This is a genomic window from Prevotella illustrans (assembly GCF_017426725.1).
GTDB classification, from domain to species: Bacteria; Bacteroidota; Bacteroidia; order Bacteroidales; family Bacteroidaceae; genus Prevotella; species Prevotella illustrans.
Genome location: NZ_JAERMS010000010.1, coordinates 1 through 18,270 on the forward strand (window position 1 = coordinate 1; position 18,270 = coordinate 18,270).

Annotated in this window: 13 protein-coding genes; 4 read left to right on the forward strand and 9 right to left on the reverse strand. The window is 52.2% G+C overall.

All coding sequences use genetic code 11. The features are described 5' to 3' along the window. Positions 1-212: 212 nt before the first annotated feature. The 9 genes from JHU38_RS04880 to JHU38_RS04920 all read right to left on the reverse strand — a co-directional run bounded on the left by JHU38_RS04880 (position 213) and on the right by JHU38_RS04920 (position 13,814). Positions 213-1,796 (reverse strand): glycoside hydrolase family 31 protein, encoded by a 1,584-nt coding sequence (locus tag JHU38_RS04880; RefSeq protein ID WP_107581250.1) that lies wholly within the window; start codon positions 1,794-1,796, stop codon positions 213-215. Between the two features lie 81 nt (positions 1,797-1,877). Then, complete coding sequence (locus tag JHU38_RS04885; protein WP_107581249.1) at positions 1,878-3,632, reverse strand: hypothetical protein; 1,755 nt, start codon at positions 3,630-3,632, stop codon at positions 1,878-1,880. Positions 3,633-3,644: 12 nt separating this feature from the next. Continuing rightward, complete coding sequence (locus JHU38_RS04890; protein ID WP_107581248.1) at positions 3,645-4,787, reverse strand: acyltransferase family protein; 1,143 nt, start codon at positions 4,785-4,787, stop codon at positions 3,645-3,647. Positions 4,788-4,790: 3 nt separating this feature from the next. After that, on the reverse strand, positions 4,791-6,239 hold the full coding sequence (locus tag JHU38_RS04895) for a DUF4832 domain-containing protein (RefSeq protein ID WP_107581247.1): 1,449 nt from the start codon (positions 6,237-6,239) through the stop codon (positions 4,791-4,793). Positions 6,240-6,264: 25 nt separating this feature from the next. Then, a complete protein-coding gene (locus JHU38_RS04900; protein WP_107581246.1) occupies positions 6,265-7,842 on the reverse strand; it encodes a RagB/SusD family nutrient uptake outer membrane protein in 1,578 nt (525 codons plus the stop codon). A 21-nt stretch (positions 7,843-7,863) separates the two neighbouring features. Continuing rightward, entirely contained in the window at positions 7,864-11,274 is a 3,411-nt protein-coding gene (locus JHU38_RS04905; protein WP_232369843.1) for a SusC/RagA family TonB-linked outer membrane protein, read from the reverse strand. Between the two features lie 81 nt (positions 11,275-11,355). After that, entirely contained in the window at positions 11,356-12,342 is a 987-nt protein-coding gene (locus JHU38_RS04910) for a FecR family protein (protein WP_107581244.1), read from the reverse strand. A gap of 69 nt (positions 12,343-12,411) precedes the next feature. Further along, positions 12,412-12,939, reverse strand: a complete 528-nt coding sequence (locus JHU38_RS04915; protein ID WP_107581243.1) for an RNA polymerase sigma factor — start codon at positions 12,937-12,939, stop codon at positions 12,412-12,414. A 95-nt stretch (positions 12,940-13,034) separates the two neighbouring features. Next, positions 13,035-13,814, reverse strand: a complete 780-nt coding sequence (locus tag JHU38_RS04920) for an ABC transporter ATP-binding protein (protein WP_107581242.1) — start codon at positions 13,812-13,814, stop codon at positions 13,035-13,037. 144 nt (positions 13,815-13,958) lie between these two features. Between JHU38_RS04920 and JHU38_RS04925 the strand changes: the two genes are divergently transcribed. The 4 genes from JHU38_RS04925 (at position 13,959) to JHU38_RS04940 (ending at position 18,249) form a co-directional block, all read left to right on the forward strand. After that, positions 13,959-14,762, forward strand: a complete 804-nt coding sequence (locus tag JHU38_RS04925; RefSeq protein ID WP_107581241.1) for a carboxylesterase family protein — start codon at positions 13,959-13,961, stop codon at positions 14,760-14,762. A gap of 22 nt (positions 14,763-14,784) precedes the next feature. Next, positions 14,785-16,002: a glycoside hydrolase family 27 protein gene (locus JHU38_RS04930; protein WP_232369844.1), complete on the forward strand. Its 1,218-nt coding sequence runs from the start codon at positions 14,785-14,787 to the stop codon at positions 16,000-16,002. Between the two features lie 539 nt (positions 16,003-16,541). Continuing rightward, on the forward strand, positions 16,542-16,946 hold the full coding sequence (locus JHU38_RS04935; RefSeq protein WP_107581240.1) for a heavy-metal-associated domain-containing protein: 405 nt from the start codon (positions 16,542-16,544) through the stop codon (positions 16,944-16,946). 25 nt (positions 16,947-16,971) lie between these two features. Continuing rightward, on the forward strand, positions 16,972-18,249 hold the full coding sequence (locus JHU38_RS04940) for a DUF4876 domain-containing protein (protein WP_107581239.1): 1,278 nt from the start codon (positions 16,972-16,974) through the stop codon (positions 18,247-18,249). Positions 18,250-18,270 lie beyond the last annotated feature (21 nt).

Here is an 18,270-nt window from a genome sequence, read left to right on the forward strand (position 1 = left end):
TGACATGTTGCGGAAGTGTTAAAATCAGGTAGTTTTTTCTGACAAAATCACGGAAGCGCTGAATCAATGAGGACGGGGTTACAAATGATGAAGCCGGAGAGGGGGTATGTGCTCTTTACCGTTGGAACAAAGTTGCATCAAATCAAATGATTTGATGCAACTTTGTATGCGTTTTCACAAAAATTATTTAGGACACTATTGGGTTTAGCTACCTATTTCAGCCGCTCAAAATAGGGGAGACGGTCGAGTGGGACAGCCTGTGTGACGGTACGTCCGCCACGCAGAATGCGACCTTGGTCGTCTTTCCATCGTCCGGGAGGCAGGATGATGGTGCGTGAGGTGCCACGTGTGGTCATCGGTGCCACGAGCAGTCGGCTGCCTATCATGAATTCATCCTTTACATCGGTATAGCCCCGGTGCGGAAATTCGTACTCAAGACTGCGTACGATGGGTTCGCCCGTAGATGCAGACCGGCGTGCGCATTCAAGGATGTAGGGGGCTTTCAGCATGTGCAGGTGGGCCGCAGAGCGGATGATATCCATGTTCCGTGCGCTTAGGATGCGCCATGGCGCCACGGAGAACTGCATCATCGGCATGAGCGCGTGCACCTGCGCGGAGCGCACGATGAGTTCTTGGTCGAACTTGTCAGTCTCTATCTGGAGAAACGATTCAAACGAACCGCCGCCTATCATATCGGGGCAGGCGTAGGCATAGCCCAGCAGGCCGGCGGCCATCATGTCGGGAATGAGTCGTCGCACGGCATCCCAAGAGTATTCCTTGTCGCCCAACCGCTGCACGAGCGGGCGACCGCCCTTCTGCCAGCAGGCACGATATTCGTTGAAACGGAAGCGACATCCCAGTTCGGCCCAGCCCCGTGTCTGGTCGACGGAAAGCGCTTCGGCACGGTGAGGGCGGAGGTCGGGCCGGTCATAGAAAGTGTTGTCGCCACCGTCGAACTTGAATCCATCAATGCCATACTGCGCCATCATGTCGCGCAGCGTGCGTTCCAGATAGTCGAGGGATGCCGGATTGGTCAGGTCGAAACAAGCGCTCTGGCCGTTCCACCAGCGTATGATGGTCGGCTGTCCCGAGGTGTCGCGCAGAAGCAGCCCCTCTTTGGCCAGCGCACGATACTCCGGACTGTCGGCTGTTACAAAGGGACTTATCCAGAGCATGACCTTAAATCCTTGGCGATGGAGGCTGTCTACCATTGCCCGTGGGTCGGGAAAACGTTCCCGTTTGAAATCGAAGTTCCCGTAGTAGCGTTGCCAGTTGTCGTCGATCATGAGAATGCCGGGCGGCAGTCCGTTGTCGCGTATCTGCCGTGCGTAAGCCAAAATGTCGTGCTGGTTCTGGTTATACATCAGCTCTATCCAAGTATTATACTGCGGGCGTGAGAAAAACAGCGTGTCGGGCAGCAGACCGTCGGGCGCGAAGTGGCGTCGTGCCATGGCGAGATAGGCTTCGCGAAGCGTGGTACCGGGCTTCTCTACCTTGACTGTTTCATAGCGTGAGTCGATGTGGATGGTATCATTGCTGACGGAGAACTTGAAAGGGCGGTCGCTCCAGAGGCAGCGCCCATGGCTGGATACGAGCAGTGACGACACCTGGTTGTTAGCGTTCTCACATGAAAGGTCAAAGGGCTTGAGCGACGTGAAGGGCATGACTGAGCCCAATGCGGTGGCGCCGCCCCACCATGCTTCGTCGTCAGACATCGGTATGTCTGTACGATGTTGGGCGTTCACAGGCAGGTTGAGAAGCCAGACAAGCAGAAGAAAGTAAGGTTTTAAACGCATATAAGAAGTACTTATGGATGAGAAATAGGCAATTGGCCGTCGATTCAGGCCAACTGCCTATAATATTTATGTCATAATCCGTTATTGGGCAATATAGTCGATGGTGAACTTATCGTTGCCCTTGGCCGTCACCGTACCGTCAGCGGCAACGTTGATACCGTCTTTCAGGTCGATGACCACCTTATAGTAGCCCGCGCTTGAAGGGATGAGGAAGCCGCCGGCGTTGCCACCCACATACTTTGTGAAGAACGTGTTGGGTAGACGATGGCTCGCACCCGTGGACGGATGAACTACGTAGAAGGCGACGTCGCCTCCCCAGCCGAAATTATAGAAGGTTCCTTCATAGCGGTTGCCATTGGTTCGAACGATGGGGAGCACATTCTCGGCCGACCACACTACTGCCGTAGAGGTCGCTGTGGGAGCCCAGCTCCAACCGTCCATATAAAGTACGTCGGGATATCCGTTTAAGGGACAGGCATAGAAAGCACCGCTGAAAACATCCATGCGTACGTAGTAGGTACCACCGTTCCCTTTCAGTGTCCAGGTCGAGTTACCGCCACCATTGAATAAATCGAGATTGCAAGTGAAGCCCGACAGGTCGAAGTCCGAATAGATTTTCTGTCCCTTCTTGAGCGTGATGGTGCCTTCGTAGATGTACGACGCGCCGGCCTTCAGGTTCAGCTTATTGCCGCAGAAGTTGATGGAAGGCGCGGCCACGGTGCCGTTGACGGTCACTTTGCCGTTGGTAAAGATAAGCGATTTACCGCTCCCGCTGATCTCTACACCGGTGCATACTCCGGCCGTGAGATTGGCCTTGATGGTGAACGCGCCGGCTGCCGTGAGCGGAAAACTCTTCGATGCGTCGTCCGTGGCCGATTGCACGATCTTCTGTCCGTCCCAAAGGATATAGCCCTGTTGCCCTCCTTGCTTCATACGGAAAGTGCCTGCGGCCGTGCTTCCCCACATTCCTACCTCGGGGTCATCACCTTCGGGGGCCGTCCATGTGTAGTAAGTGTCGCTCTTACTTTGGAATCCGGCCATGCGCATCTTCGTGCGTTCCGTGGTGATTTCGCCGTCCTGCCAGTGTCCGGAGATGGTGCCGAGAATGTAATAGCAGTCGGTATTGGGCAGTGGCGACCAGACATGGCGCTCGCCAAAGGTAAGTTCAAAAGTACGTGGGTTGAAGCTGACCGTGAAAGACGACTCCACATCGCCGCCAATCGTGATAGAGTCGCGTGCCATCGTGGCTATCTCGCTATTCCGGGTGCCCCAATATATGCCATTCTTTCCGGTCGTCGTGGAGATAAGTCCTTTCACCCCGGCAGGAAAAACCTGTTCGGTGGGGGTGGTGAAGACATCCCCCGACTTCATGAGTTCGATGATGTTGCCGTTGCCGAGCACCAGGTTGAGCAACTCGAAAGTTGGAACCGATACGGCCGGCAGGTCAAACGTCTGCACAGCTTCGCCATTGCGTGTGTTGTCGAGCTTTACCACTAATCGCAAATCGTCTGCCGAAGCGTTCTTGGGTAAGGGAATTTGGATGAAGTCGTCCATATTGAATTGCTGTCCGAGCAACATCTGGTACTTCGTAGCAAGTGTATCGCCCCGGCTGTTGAGCAGCAGCATCTCATAGTGTTCAAGGTTGCGGTCGTCGGTGAGCAGTCCTGTGACGCTCACTTTATCGCCGTATTTATAGTCGGCCGGAGTCATCACGAGGTCTATTCCCGGCTTGGGTCCCGTTTTGTCATTGGATATGTTTTCTTCATTGTTGTCGCTGCAACCGGCAAAGCCGCACATGGCAACCGACAAGGCAAGACAGTATAATTTCTTTAACATAATAGTTTTGTTTTAGGCTTTGATATATATGTTCAATTTGTACATCAATCTCAGGATAAGGAGCACCCAGACTCCTTGCATGGTCGCATTGACCACAGAGTAATAGTCGCCCGTCCACTGCCTGAGACCGAAGAAGAGAGAGTCGGTGAGGGATTCGAAGTTTATGTATTCGCCAAGGATATAGGCGGCGAGGGAGTTCATACCGTAAAACCGTAGCCACATCAGCCCCCGGCGCCAGCCCCTTACATCTATTGCGTAGTAGAAGAGTCCCATGAGTAGAAAGCAAATGCCCCCCGCAAAAAGGGTCATCGAACTCGACCAGATATGCTTGATGATCGGAATCCACGGGTGCATCATTAGCGCAATCGCTATCATCAGTATGCCGCCGCCCATGAGCCAGCCGAACTTTGTCATCGCCGGCCGCGTGCTTTTCAGGATATAACCGGCCAGTGTGCCAAGATAGACGGTCACGACGAAATTGAGCGAGCTCATGATCCAGGTATAATGATACGTAGGATCCCAAGTCCACCGGTCGTCTTGCCATATCACACCATCGCGGAAACGTCCTAAAACCTGTCGGTCAATCTCTTCGCAAATGTTGCTATCTATCGTGAAGTCGAATTGCCCCCATATAGCAAAGATGGCAATGTAGGCCGCGAACAAAAGGCTCACAGCCAGTATTTGGGTACGCAGACGGCAAAAGACAAATAGAAAAGCGACGACCACATAGCCTATGGCAATGCTCTGCAAGGTGTTGGAAAAGAGATGCAGTTGTCTTAGGTCGAATGCCAAGAGATTTCCTTGTACCACCATACCCAGTAACCAGAGTATGATGAAGCGCTTCAGAATACGTCGGAAGAAACGGCCGTCTACTCGCTCGCCACGTTTGTAGCGCGACATGGCGAAGGGTATCGTAATTCCTGACATGAACATGAACAGGGGCATGATGATATCCCAGAAGCAGAAGCCTTGCCACGGCAGATGGAGCAACTGCCCCATGATGAAATGTCCCACGGTACCTTCGGCAGGCTGCGACACTTCGAGTGTCTTGAGCAGGATAGGCTGGATAAGAACCAGAAAGGCCAGATCGGCTCCACGCAGGATGTCGAGCGAAAGCAACCGCTGTGGTTTCTGTTGGTTGTGTGCTGTCTCCATGATTTACTTCTTGATAAACCTGATACTCGAAGTGCTCTTGGGTAAAGAGCCAGTCTTGTCTACCTTGATAGTCACGCCGAGGTTGTTGTAACCTGTGGCTGCCTCCCACATGTCCTTGTTGGCCAGTCTCACGGCATAGTCGGCACGTGCGCTGATAGAGGATTCGGCGTCGGGCAGGAAGAGGAAGAGCTTGTAGTCGCCTGCCGGAAGATCGGCGGGAAGGGCGACGTCAGCGGTCAGCGTGGTTGCACGAAGCGGTTTCCAGGCCCGTGGGTCGTCACCGAGGGCGGCTACATACTCTGTCGTCCCGTCGGTGGAACGTAGTATCAGTTGTACCTTACGCGGGTTGTACATAGCCGCAAAGCCTATATTTTGGAGCGAGAGTTTCACGTTGAGCGTACTTCCCGGTATATGTTTGGTGGAATACTCGCCGCGGGTGAGAACGATGCGGTAGCCCAGCTTCAGGCGAATTTCGGCCATCTGTCCGTCTTTCTCCCATTGCTGGAGTACCACCTTGTCGTAGGCGTCATTGAGGAATGACCAGTGCAGATACTTTAAATCCTGTAAGGCCTCGGCTCCGTGACTGGGGGTTGCGGTGGAAGAAGTGCGGCAAGTCTCTCCGCCCACGGGGACATAGAGTCCGTCCTTGGCCAGATAGTCTTTGTCTTTAGTGACATCTTCATAGGTGCCCATGTTAGTCGCGTCGGCCATAAAGGCGTCGTTGTGGTGGGCGATGCGGGCCATTGGGGTGCCGTTGTAGGCCGTGGCGTCGTCGAGAGGCGTCTGTGAGCCTGTAAAATTCTTCTTGTAGGCCGGAGTGCGCACCTGTATACAGCGGTCGGATGGCAAAACCTCAAGCCACTTGGTCAGCACCTCGTTGCGCGAAGCCGTGTTGTTGAGGTCGTTGCTGGAATAATACCATTCGCCCCAGGCACCGATAAAACCGGCCTGAACGCAGGCTATTACGTCTTTATTGTCTGTCAGCAGGGGCTTCAGTTGGTCGAGATGTTGCTTGATGACACGCATCGGCGCGTCGGGTTCGGTGGCCGATGAGGTATAGGCAAAGCGTAGGATAATCTTCAGACCTACTTTGCGGACTGTTGCCATGTCATCTTTTATTTTTCTGATATCGGCTTCAGAGAAAGCGCGGTCGCGTCGATCTTTCAGATAATAGAGTATCTGCACAAGCGATTTCTTATCGCGTTTCAGCTCGACGAGCCGTGCCTCTGACATGGGAACGGTCATATTAGACTCTACCTCCGTATAGAAACCGCGTTCGGGATTGAAGAAGTTCTCGTCCGTGGAAGTATATCTCACGGTCTGTGTCTTCTGAGTCGTACCTCCGGAGTCGGGCCCTTCAGGTCCGGGAGCGGGATTGTCGCTTCCCCCGCCACTACAGGAAGATAGCGAAAGGGATAGTGACAAGAAGGATATGGTCAAAAACTTATTCATGAAAATGACGTTTGAAGATGATGTTTTATTTATAACCGGGATTTTGCTTCACCTGCCCTTTGCCGTCGGTGATGACCTCGAGCGGTAGTGGATATAATTCCTTGTACTCCTCGGCATACGGCGACTGGTTGATGGCTTTGATTAATTGCACGAGCCGATGATAGCGAATCATGTCAGAGCGGTATTGTCCGTTCTCGCACCAGAACTCGTGCCAACGTTCCGTTAAGATGGCATCGAGTAGTTTACCGGAGTCGGTGTAGTCGGCATAATTGAGGTTGGGCAGCCCCGCACGGCTACGCACGACATTTACATTATCTACGGCCTCTTGCAAATCAGCGGCGGAAGCTCCCGGACGTTGGCACAGGCCTTCGGCCAAAGAGAGGTAGACATCGGCGTAACGGAACAGCACGATATCTATGTCTGTGTAGCCTCCGGAACCTTTCACGCCTGTGTCGTAGCCGATTTTGAGCGGTATCGGGCCGGCGGCTATCGGCGACTGGGAGGTGTTACGGTCTATGGTGCTGCCGTCTGAAGCAACATATGAAGTGATCAAACCGTTGCGACGGCTGTCACCCGGTTCGAAAGAATCGTAGAAATACCACGTGCTTGTCACTGTTCCCCAGCCCGATCCCATGCCGTGGTCGGCATAGTTGGTGGGGAAAACCATCATGTGCCATTGGTTGAGTGACGGCCCTTCATAAGAACAGGGGAGGGCGAAGATGATTTCCCTGTTGGCCTTCCCTTGGCCGCCAAGCGCAAACATGGCGTTGTAGTCGCTTTGTAAGGAGTAGCCATATTGTGCCCCTTTGAGTTCCCGGGCCAATGTCACCACCTTATTATAATATTCCTTGTCGCCATGGGTTAATCCTTCCGGATAGTTGTAGTCGCCTGTCTCGTGGAGATACAAGCGTATGAGCAACATTTTGGCAAGTCCACGACTGAACCGTCCGTATTCTGTCGATGCGGGTAGGGGTAGATGTTCGCCTGCAAAGAGAAGGTCGTCTTCAATGAACTTCACCATCTCGGCGCGCGACAGACGGGGCAGTGCTTTCTCGGCAAGAGGGTTCTTCAGCGTCTCGAGGGGAGCTACCACTAACGGACCGTACATATCATAGAGCATATAGGAGAGGAAGGCGCGGGCGCAGCGCACCTCGGCTTCATACTTCTCCTTGGTCTTTTCGTCAAGCGCACTGTTGGCGATGCCGTCCAGTACCAGTGTGCAGCGACTGATCTTCTGTGAGTAGCCGCCCGAATATCCCTCGGTGTCACGCGTGTAATAAAACCAGGTAATACCCTTGCTTTCGGGGAAATAGTTCATCTCGGAACACATCTTCTGTTCGCCGAAGGTTCCTGTGAGAATGCCTGTCGTTGCGTCGTTGAGGAACATGATGCCGCGTTCGGAGGTGGAGAACATGCCATCCCACCAACTGCCTCGTAGCGGATAGTAACACGAGAGCACCAGTGACTGGATGTCGGCCTCGGTCTTCGGGAAGTTGGAAGGGTTGATTTCCGAGAAGTCCACGGGCTCCAAGTCTGAGCAACTGTTCAGACTCAGGCTGGCAACTGTCAGCATCAGTGCATATATAAACTTAATATTTTTCATATTTGAGATTCTTAAAAGGTTCTAAAATGTGATGTTCACGCCAAGACTATAAGTGCGGGCGTTGGGGTATGCAGCCGTGTAATAGTCTGTTTCCGGGTCAAGACCCTTATACGGAGTGATGCAGAAGAGGTTATTAGCGCTCAAAGAGAGATGTACACGCGAAATGAAGTTTACCTTGCTGAGCCATGCCTTGGGCATAGACCATCCCAGTGTTACGTTGGAAAGACGCACGAACCATGCTTTCTGATAGTACCAGTCACCATAAGTGTAGGTGGTGTTCCATCCGTTAAAGGAACAAGGATACTTGGTGGAAGGGTTGTCCCACGTCCAGCGTTTCTTGATGATACTAAGCGCGTTGTAGCCATAGCGAGCTACGTCTCCACCCCCAAGTCCGTATGTCATCTCCGTAGGATCTTGCATTATGCGGTCAAACATTCCGCTGAACTGGAAGCTAAGGTCGAAGTCCTTGTAGTTGATTGTGTTGACCATACCGGCCATCCATCCGGGATCTTGTGAGCCGATCAGTACTACGTCGGCATCATCGATGATACCGTCAGGGGCTCCCGTGAGCAAAAAACGGCCATTTTCGTCCACCATAGGCTGTCCGTTGCTATCGCGCTTATAACCGTTGAGGTCTTTAATGACGATTTCACCGGGCCTGAGTTCAGGTTGCGCCGCGGGAACGGCTTCGCCAATCTGCAGAATATGGTCGGCAATGCGTGAGTAGATGGGACGTATGGGATCGTCCGTTTTCTCATACACGGCAGGTTTCCAGTCTGGCGTACGCTCTTTCCAGCGGTCTTTGTACTTCGTGAAAGTGAGACTTGTTGTCCATTTGAAATCACGGGTGTTGATGTTAGTGGTATTGAGCGTAAACTCAAAGCCGGTGCTTTGGGTCTTGCCCACGTTGGCCATGACGCGTGAAACGTCGTGGTAATAGTTGAGCGGCTTATAGTTGAGCAAGTCTGAAATCACACGGTGGTAGAACTCGAAGCTCGCGAGAATACGGTTGTTGAGGAACCCGAAGTCGAAACCGAGATTCCATTCCGTGGTAGTCTCCCATTTCAGGTCGGGATTTTCCAGCTTTCCTTGGAACACGCCGATGAGTTGTGTTCCGTCCTCTTTGTTGTAGGCCGGTTGGGCATAGTAACTGGCGAAGGCGTTGGAGCCGATGTCAGAGTTTCCCGTCTGTCCCCAGCTGAGACGCACTTTGCCCATAGTTAGCCATGAGAGCGGCTTCATGAAGCTCTCTTCTGAGAATGTCCAGCCCAGAGCCGCCGACGGAAAGTAACCCCATTTATGATTCTTGGCAAACACCGAGGCTCCGTCGGCACGCAAGGTTGCCGTCAGGTAGTAGCGGTCTTGAAGGATATAGTTGGCACGGAAGAAGTAAGACTCCATCTTGTTCTTCGAGAATCCAGATCCCACAATCTTCGTTCCGGCGCCCGCGTTCATATTGTTATAGGTGAATCCGTCAGTCAGGAAATTGTTGTTGCCAAGATTCGCGACCTCCACATTGAACTGTTCGTAAGACGTTCCGGCAAGTAGGTTTACCTTGTGGATGTCGTTGAGCGTCTTGGCATAGGTAGCTGTCGCCTCCAACAGATATTGGTTGTTATCTGTCGTGTAGATATCGGCGTTTCCCTGTAGGTTTTTACCGTAGAGTGTGGTCTTCGGCTCATAGGTCTTGCGGCTGATGTTAGCCCGGTCGATGCCCGCGTTCACGCGCAAGGAGAGTCCGTCCAGCGGATTGGCCTCCACGTAGATGTTGCCCAGGAAACGGTCGGTACGGCCTCGATCGATGTTGTTGAGCAGCGAGTAAGGGTTGGGTTGCGTGCCTAACAGAGGATTTACGGGATAAGAGTCGGTGGCGGGATCGTAGGCCAGGATGTTCGGTCCCATCTGCACAGCTGAACGTATGATACCCGATTTCTCGTATTGGGCCGATCCCAACTGCGTATTGTTGTTATTGATACGCGTCAGTGTCATGTTCACGCCAGCTTTAAAGATGTCAAGGAAGCGCTGGTCAATGTTGCTCTTGATGGTGTATCGGCTCATGCCCGAGTTGCGTATGATACCCTGGTTGTCATAGTAGTTCATCGAGATCATATACTGCGTGTCTTTCGAACCGCCTTGTATGCTTAGGTTGTGCTCATGCACGTGACCGTTGCGAGTGATGAGTCCCACCCAGTCGGTACCTTTTCCGGCGGCGGCTATTTGCTCATCGGTATACGGACGGGTATAGGCTTGACCGCTCTTCGGAGCGGCCAGAGCTTCTTCGAGTGTTCTCGTACCCCACGGGGCTACGCCGTTCTCCCATATCCAGTACTCCCAAGTCGACTTGTTCTTCTCTATCATCCAGTCGCGCAGCGACAGAACGTCGTATTCGTCGCTGTAGTGCTGATAGCTGTAGTTATAGGAATAGTTTACCACGGCCTTGCCTTTGCGCCCTCGCTTGGTCGTCACGATGACCACGCCGTTGGCCGCACGTGCGCCATAAATGGCCGTGGCCGAAGCGTCTTTCAGCACCTCTATGCTCTCTACGTCGTTCGGGTTCAAAAAGTTGAGCACTCCCTGCGTACCGGGGTCCATGCGGGCGTTCTCGCCTTTTTGCTGATCGAGTTTGGCTATGGGAAACCCATCCACGATATAGAGCGGATCGTTGCTTGCGTTCACGGAACCCGCACCACGGATAAGGATATCAAGTCCGCCGCCCGGTTGTGCTGAGTTCTGGCGAACATAGAGACCTGCAGCCTTGCCCGCGAGCATGTGGGCAGCCGAGGCCACGCCTGCCACGGCGAGGTCTTCACCCTTTACGCTCGACACGGCACCGGTAAGGTCGCGTTTTTTCATCGTGCCATATCCCACTACCACCACTTCATCGAGCAGCGTGTTGTCTTCCGTCAACGTTATATTGTAGTTTTCGGCATTGCCTATACGAACGCTTTTGTTCTGGAATCCCACATACGAATAGCGCAGACGCGTACCGGGGGCCGCTTCCAGCTGATATCTGCCATCGATATCGGTTACGGTACCATTGGGGGTACCTTCGACACTGACGCTCACGCCTACGAGGGGTTCGCCCTTGGAATCTCTTACGACGCCTTTCACCCGCTTCTTCTGCGTCACGGGACTATCTCTTCTGACGCGCCGTGTCAGGATGATTTGCTTACCGTTTTCTATGCGGTAGGTAATGTCGGTATCCTTCAGCAAGCGACTTAAAACTTTATCTATCGTTTCATCATTTGCCGTCAGACTGACCTTTTGGCCGAGTCCTTCCAGTCCGTCGTTGTAAAAGATACTGTAGCCTGTTGCTCGTTCAAGCTGCTTCAGCACCTGTTGTATAGTCTTGTTTTGCGCCTTGAACGTGATTTGAGCGCATACCGGAATCTGTGCGAGTAGCACGAAAGCGGCGACTATACCTTTTTTCATCCAATGGGAATAATGCTTCTTCATAAACTAAAAAGGTTGGTTATTAAATGGTTGTGTAATCGATTTTCCGGTGAATGGCCGTTATCGGTGTTTTATATAGATGGTATCTTCATGGAACCGACAGGTCATCGGATAGGTCAGGCTGATGATATGGAATATGTTTTCCAGACTGTTGTTTCTGATGGTACCGGAAAAGGTTGCCCGGGCCAGATCGGTGGAGGCGAAAACAACTTTCACGTCATACATGCGTTCTATGGTTTTCGCGATATCTCCCAATGGGGTTGAATGGAAATAGAGGATATTCTTTCGCCAGAAATCCGCCTCGTTGATATTATCCATTTCGGCAACGGCAAAGGAGTTGCCTTTCTTGTTGTAAATGAGCTGTTGATTGGGTTCGAGCGTTATACCCGATTTCTTGTCCGACACCCTCACGCGTCCTTCCGTCAACGATGTCGTTATGGTGGAATCCAACGGGTATGCCTTGACGTCGAATGCCGTCCCCAAGGCTTCGATCTCTACTCCCTCACATTCTACGACAAAGTGTTTATCTCGGTTTTTGGTCACTTCGAAATAGGCTTCGCCGCTCAGTTTCACTCTTCGTTCCCGTTGGTTGAACGCGCCGTCGTAGGTTAATTGGCTGAAAGAGTTGAGCCATACTTTCGTTCCGTCGGGCAAGATTACTTGGGCTTTCTGTCCCTTTTCGACCTTGGTCTCTACGACTTCGGCAAGCCGATCGGTCATATTCTTCCGTATAAAATAAGTATAAGCGCCCAATCCTATACAGAAAACGAGCAGGGCGGCGGCCGCTATCTTATAGAACGATAACCGTTTGGAGAACTTTTCGGTCTCCGTTTCGTCCATTCGTGATTGGATGTTGGCGAACATGGCGGCTTCTACCGAATCGTTCGCGGCCGTAGGGGTGTTCACCCAAAGCTCGTGACACATATCGTCGAAGCCCTCCTTGTCTTCGGGACTCCGGAGCCATTTGCTCAAGTCGGCGGCCTGCTTTTCCGTCAGTTGCCGCTTGAATAGTTTCTCGATCAATAACCTATATTTCTGATATTTCATGTTGAGGCTTTTTATAGTGTTTATAGTGTATATATAATATAATGTGAGATATACGCTTCGCAACTACGGTCAGTCCAGCTTTGACTTCAAGAACTTTAAGGAGCGTTGTACTTGCGTGGCTACGGTTTTCTCGGAGATGGACAGCATTGTCGCTATCTCTTTATAGGTCAGTCCCGATTTCCAGTAGAGCAAGAGAATTCTTCTTCTGCTTTCGGGAAGATGGCGGGTCAGGTTCAGCAGGTAATCTTCCATCAGCGCCTTGTCAATGTCTTTCTCCGCGTTTACGCTTTCATGTACGTTTTCCATGGCTACCTCTTTCAGATAATGTTTCTTCAGCAGTTCTCTTCTGATGTATTGGTATACCGTGTTGCGGGTTATTCTGAAAAGATAGCCTTCGAAGTTGTTGTCATCATCTATGTTGCCACGGTAGTTCCACAGCTGAAGAAATACGTCCTGGGTGACATCCTGGCTGACGGCCGCGTCTTTCACAAGCGCGTAGACAAAGTTGTATATCCACCCGTTGTAAAGGTGGTAAATGGTTTCAAAATGGTTTTTGTTGCCATTTTTCAATCCGCATATCACATGTTTGTCAATCATTTAGATGCTGGTTAGCTATTGATATATAGTAATAAGGCCGACAAAAGTATTACAAAGAAATTGAAAAAAGGTAATACTTTTGTGGAAAAGGGCTTTCAAACTTCTATTGCCAGCGTCATTTCTTCGGCGTTGAATCTTACGTCAGGATGGGCTACGTAGCGGGCGAGGGTGCCGTCGGCGGTCAACTGTCGGGGTGTGCCTATGACGAGTTGGCGGCCGGACATCAGCCATAGCCGGTCGGCCAACTGCATGGAAAGCTCCAGATCGTGGGAAGAAAGAAAGATCGTCTTATCGGTTTCGCGGACCAGATGGCGAAGCAATTTCATCGTCTCTACCTTGCTTGGAAAGTCGAGAAAAGCCGTAGGCTCATCCAAGATGATGACGGGCGTCTGCTGGGCCAGGGCCTTGGCAATCATCGTCTTTTGGCGTTCGCCATCGCTGAGGTCGCTCACCATGCGGTGGGCAAGGCTTTCCATGCCCACTAAGCGCATCGCTTCGCCGACGGCCCGACGGTCGGCGGTGCGCAGACGGCCCCAGAAGTCGGTGTAGGGTGAGCGTCCCAGAGCCACGAGTTCGTCCACCCGCATGTTCTGCACCTGCGGCTTTCCCGTAAGTACCACGCTGACGAGACGGGCAAGATCGGCCTTGGAGTACGAAGAGAGGGACTGTCCATGAAGCAGAATCCGCCCGTCGAGCGGTGGCAGGAATCCGGCCAGCGTGCGCAGCAGGGTCGACTTGCCCACACCGTTGCGTCCCAACAGGCAGGTGAGGCGGCCGCTGTCTATCGACGCGTTGAGGTCGGCGGCTACGACACGGCGTGCTTTCCCCTGTTTGTAGCCGATGGACAAATGCTCAAGGCGAATGGTTTCTTGCATGCGGGCAAAGATAAGTTAAAAGCTGCGAATCGCAAAATCGTTTTTTTACAATTTATTTTAAATGATGTTAGTCGGGGAGCGATGAGCTTACCTTTTCAGCTTATTTTCCGTAAGTTTGCAATATATATATAAATCTATTGAACGATGAAAAAACTGATGATACTGCCGGTATTGTGCTGCGTCACGCTGACGATAAGGGCCTTCGATGGCAACTTCGAGGCGAAGCGAAACGTGACGGACGGCGGCTACAACTTCTGGATGTACACGCCGGCGGACTACGAGACCGACATGCACCCGTTGCCCCTGATGATTTTTCTGCATGGAGCCAGCCTCTGCGGCAATAATCTTGACCGCGTGAGGCGCTATGGCGTACTCGACGCCATCGAGCGGGGCAAGCACATTCCCATGCTGGTGGCGGCACCGCAGAATCCCGGCGGCGCGTGGAACCCTGAGAAACTCAATGACATGTTGCAGTGGGTGAAGGCCAACTACCGTGTCGACACGACGCGCGTCTATGTGCTCGGCATGAGCCTGGGCGGTTATGGCACGATGGATTTCGTGGGCACCTATCCCGAGAAAGTGGCCGCCGCCATGGCCCTCTGCGGCGGTTGTTCGCTCAAGGACGTGAGCGGCTTGGGGCGGGTGCCGCTGTGGATCATACATGGCACGGCCGACCGAGCGGTCTCGATACAGCAATCGAAACGGGTGGTCAGCCAATTGGAGCAGACCGGCAACGACAGGCTGTTACGCTATTTCTGGGTGAAAGGCGCCTCGCACGGCGCGTTGGCCCGTCTATTCTATATGCAGAAAACCTACGACTGGCTCGTCGGCCATTCCACGAAAGACAATCCGCGTGACGCCGACCGCAGCTTTACCATTGACGAAAGCGACATACGGCAGTCGTATCGGGAGATGAAAGTCCTGCCCGAAGATTACGAGAAAGACTGATTATTTTATATATTTACACGCTATGAAGAAACGATTATGCGCGATTTGCGCTTTATTGTTCGTGGCGGTGACGGCCGGTTATTCCGCCGACCGTGATCACCTGGCTCCGACTCCGCCGATGGGCTGGATGACTTGGAACATGTATCAGGCTAATATCAGTGAAGAACTCATCCGCCGGGTGGCCGACCGAATGGTGGAGGATGGCTTTCTGGAAGCCGGTTACAACTACATTTTTATCGACGACCTTTGGCAGGGTGGCCGTGACAAGTACAACAACATCATTCCCGACCCCAAGAAATTTCCGTCGGGTATGAAGGCTTTGGTCGACTACGTGCATGGCAAAGGCCTGAAGCTGGGTATTTATTCGGACGCGGCGCCGTTGACTTGCGGCGGCGTGACGGGTAGTCTTGGCTTTGAGGAGCAGGACGCGAAGACCTTTGCCGCATGGGGAATCGATTATTTGAAATATGATTATTGCCACGCGCCCGCTGACAGCGCGGTGGCTCATCAGCGGTACGCGAAAATGGCAAAGGCCCTGACCGAGAGCGGGCGTGACATCGTTTTCGGTGTCTGCGAGTGGGGACAGCTGCGTCCCGAGCTGTGGGCCCACGACGCGGGCGGCCAGCAATGGCGCACAACCTACGACGTGCGAGACATGTGGAAAGACATCGTGCACGAGGGCGGCATGGGCATTCTGGATATCGCCGACCTGACGGCACCGCTTCATGCCTATGCCGGACCGGGCCATTGGAACGACATGGACATGCTCGTCGTGGGTCTGGAAGGCCGTGGCGGTCCGTCGAGCGACTTGGGCGGAAAGGGCTGTAGCTACACGGAATACCAGAGCCAGATGAGTCTGTGGGCCATGATGGCCTCGCCCTTGCAGATGAGTCACAACATCCTGCGCACGCCGGCCGAGGCCAAACGCATACTGCTGAACAAGGAAATCATCGCCATCGACCAAGACGCGCTGGGGCAGGCGGCCCGGGAAGTGAAGCGGATGGGCGACTGCAGGGTATATCTGCGCCCATTGAGTGGCGACCGCTATGCACTGGCCGTTCTCAATGCAGGCGATAATAGGACTAAAATCAATCTGCCGTTATCCACCGTCGGACTGACAGGGAAGTATAATTTGCATGACGTTTGGGCACACAAGAGCGTGGCCCGTAAGGCTATGAAGTGGAGCGGGAACCTGCAACCCCATGAAACAAAAGTATTCGTACTCGGGATTGTTAAATAATGATTGCTGTCCGATAAACAAATTATAACGATAAATCATGCCTTTTCGCCGTCCCGACAAATGCCGATAGGCTTTCATGGGGTTCGGAAGACATCCCGACAAATGCCGACAGCCTTGCCCGACTTGGGCAAACGCCACGGCAAATGCCGGCAGACTTTCCGGGCTTTCGGAAGACATCAAAGCAAAACAGATGTTAAATGCCGGACTTCGGCAAACGCCAAGGCATAACAGATGTTAAATTCCGGAGTTCGGCAAACGTCAAGGTATAACAGGTGTTAAATGCCGGAGTTCGGCAAACGTCAAAGTAAAACAGATGTTAAATGCCCGACTTGGGCAAACGTCCCGGCAAATGCCGACGACCTTTCCCGGCGCGTGGAAAACACCAAAGCAAAAGGAATGTTTTTAGTAAGGGTTGCTATTGTCAACCCTTGGAACACTTATCGGTGAGAAAAAACCTTATTTTTAGGTATTGCATGTTCTAAGGGATGTCCCTACCTTTGCTTTCGATTTAATAACTCAACGTAGTAATAATAAAGAATATGAAAAAGATTGCAATGATGATGTTTGCCACCATGTTCGCTATGAACTTACTGGCAGAAAACGTGAAATTCAAAGTAAGCAACATGCACTGTCAAAACTGTGCAAATCGCGTGGAGAAGGCCCTGAAAGCCAATAAGGCTGTCAGCGATGTGAAGATCAATCTCGAGTGCAAGGGCGTCAGTGTAAGCTACGATGCGACGAAGACCAATGTAGAGGCACTGCAAAAAGCACTGACCGATGTCAAGTTTGACGCCAAAGTTGCCACGGAATGTGACAAGAAAGAAGGTTGCAAGCACGATGGCAAGGCTGGTGAGCATAAATGCGGCAAGAAAGAGAAGAAGCAGAACCCCGGCGAACACAAGTGTGGAGCCGAAGGTTGCGGACACGACAAAGAGTCTAAGTAAAACAACCCTTTAATTTTGAAAAAGTATGATGCGATTTTTAAAATACGCATTGGCAGCGCTCATCTGCCCGGTGCTACTCGCCTCTTGCTCTGATGACGAGGCTGAGAAGAAAATAGATGTGACGTTCAACGCCATTCCCATGGTATCAGGGACATTGGATGTGGCTACTTTGGAAGGTACACCCGTCAAATTCACCGAGGTGCGCAGCCAAAACACAAGTCAGTTCCTGCTGAATGCCGCCGGAAAGGCGTTCGTTTCTCTGCCAATGGGCGTCTATAATATTGCGATAGACAAGGACGTTACCAACGCTGAGGGCGAGAAGGTCGTTATCTCTTTGCGCATGGAAAATGTCAATATCAACGCTTCCGGACAGTCTATCGATGGTCATGTGAACTCGTTGCCGGCCAGCGCTCTTGGCAAGGACTTCATTTTCAGCGAGGTGTTCTTTAATGGTGAGACTAATTCGGGGCGCATGATGCATCCCGACCAGTATATCGTTTTGTTTAACCCGACGGAGAATGTGCTTTATGCTGACGGTGTTAGTATCGGTGTTACGATGCAGATATCTTTCCAAAACAAGCAGTTGTGGTACGATAGCTACTATCCTAATCGGGTACCCATAGGCGGATTCATCACCATTCCGGGCAGTGGCAAGGATCATCCCGTGCAGCCGGGCGAGAAACTGGTGATCGCCTTTACCGCTATTAATCATTCAGAAGTGGTGAATGGAGAGATTGCCTACGACCATGCCGTGGATTTGAGCGGTGCCGACTTTGAATTATACGAAGGTCCGGACTCTAAAGACGTTGATAACCCCAAAGTTCCCAACGTACTCCTTACGGAAAACGGCGATTCTTACGGCTTCTTCCTCCATCCGCGCGGCTATGTATCACCTGTGATGTTCCGTTTGGAGAACGGTCTGCAGTCTACTGTTGACGCTTTTGTCAAGACTCACACCACAATGTCGAAGACACATGTCAAGGCAACGAAGGACACTCCCGAAGGCGACATCGACATTCATATCCTCGCCATTGATACAGACAAGATTCTCGACGGCATTCAGACCAGCGATGTGCCGCAGGATGTGAAGACACGCGCCGTTCCTGAGATTGTGGATCGAGGCAAGTTCCTCGTCAATGGATGCCATCGCCAAGAACTCTGTATCCGTAAGGAAATAAAAGTAGGCGATAAGATTTTCTATAAGGACACCAATAACAGTAGTGAGGACATGCAGGATGTGAATGAACGCAAGAAGGCCGGCCTCGTACAAAACGCATTCCCCATTGGTTGGAGAAAGAAGTAAACCGACTGCGGGAAACAATAA

Excerpts from the sequence above, each read along its gene's own strand:
- JHU38_RS04880 (WP_107581250.1), bottom strand. The coding sequence starts at position 1,796 with ATGCGTTTAAAACCTTACTTTCTTCTGCTTGTCTGGCTTCTCAACCTG.
- JHU38_RS04885 (WP_107581249.1), bottom strand. The coding sequence starts at position 3,632 with ATGTTAAAGAAATTATACTGTCTTGCCTTGTCGGTTGCCATGTGCGGC.
- JHU38_RS04890 (WP_107581248.1), bottom strand. The coding sequence starts at position 4,787 with ATGGAGACAGCACACAACCAACAGAAACCACAGCGGTTGCTTTCGCTC.
- JHU38_RS04895 (WP_107581247.1), bottom strand. The coding sequence starts at position 6,239 with ATGAATAAGTTTTTGACCATATCCTTCTTGTCACTATCCCTTTCGCTA.
- JHU38_RS04900 (WP_107581246.1), bottom strand. The coding sequence starts at position 7,842 with ATGAAAAATATTAAGTTTATATATGCACTGATGCTGACAGTTGCCAGC.
- JHU38_RS04905 (WP_232369843.1), bottom strand. The coding sequence starts at position 11,274 with ATGAAAAAAGGTATAGTCGCCGCTTTCGTGCTACTCGCACAGATTCCG.
- JHU38_RS04910 (WP_107581244.1), bottom strand. The coding sequence starts at position 12,342 with ATGAAATATCAGAAATATAGGTTATTGATCGAGAAACTATTCAAGCGG.
- JHU38_RS04915 (WP_107581243.1), bottom strand. The coding sequence starts at position 12,939 with ATGATTGACAAACATGTGATATGCGGATTGAAAAATGGCAACAAAAAC.
- JHU38_RS04920 (WP_107581242.1), bottom strand. The coding sequence starts at position 13,814 with ATGCAAGAAACCATTCGCCTTGAGCATTTGTCCATCGGCTACAAACAG.
- JHU38_RS04925 (WP_107581241.1), top strand. The coding sequence starts at position 13,959 with ATGAAAAAACTGATGATACTGCCGGTATTGTGCTGCGTCACGCTGACG.
- JHU38_RS04930 (WP_232369844.1), top strand. The coding sequence starts at position 14,785 with ATGAAGAAACGATTATGCGCGATTTGCGCTTTATTGTTCGTGGCGGTG.
- JHU38_RS04935 (WP_107581240.1), top strand. The coding sequence starts at position 16,542 with ATGAAAAAGATTGCAATGATGATGTTTGCCACCATGTTCGCTATGAAC.
- JHU38_RS04940 (WP_107581239.1), top strand. The coding sequence starts at position 16,972 with ATGATGCGATTTTTAAAATACGCATTGGCAGCGCTCATCTGCCCGGTG.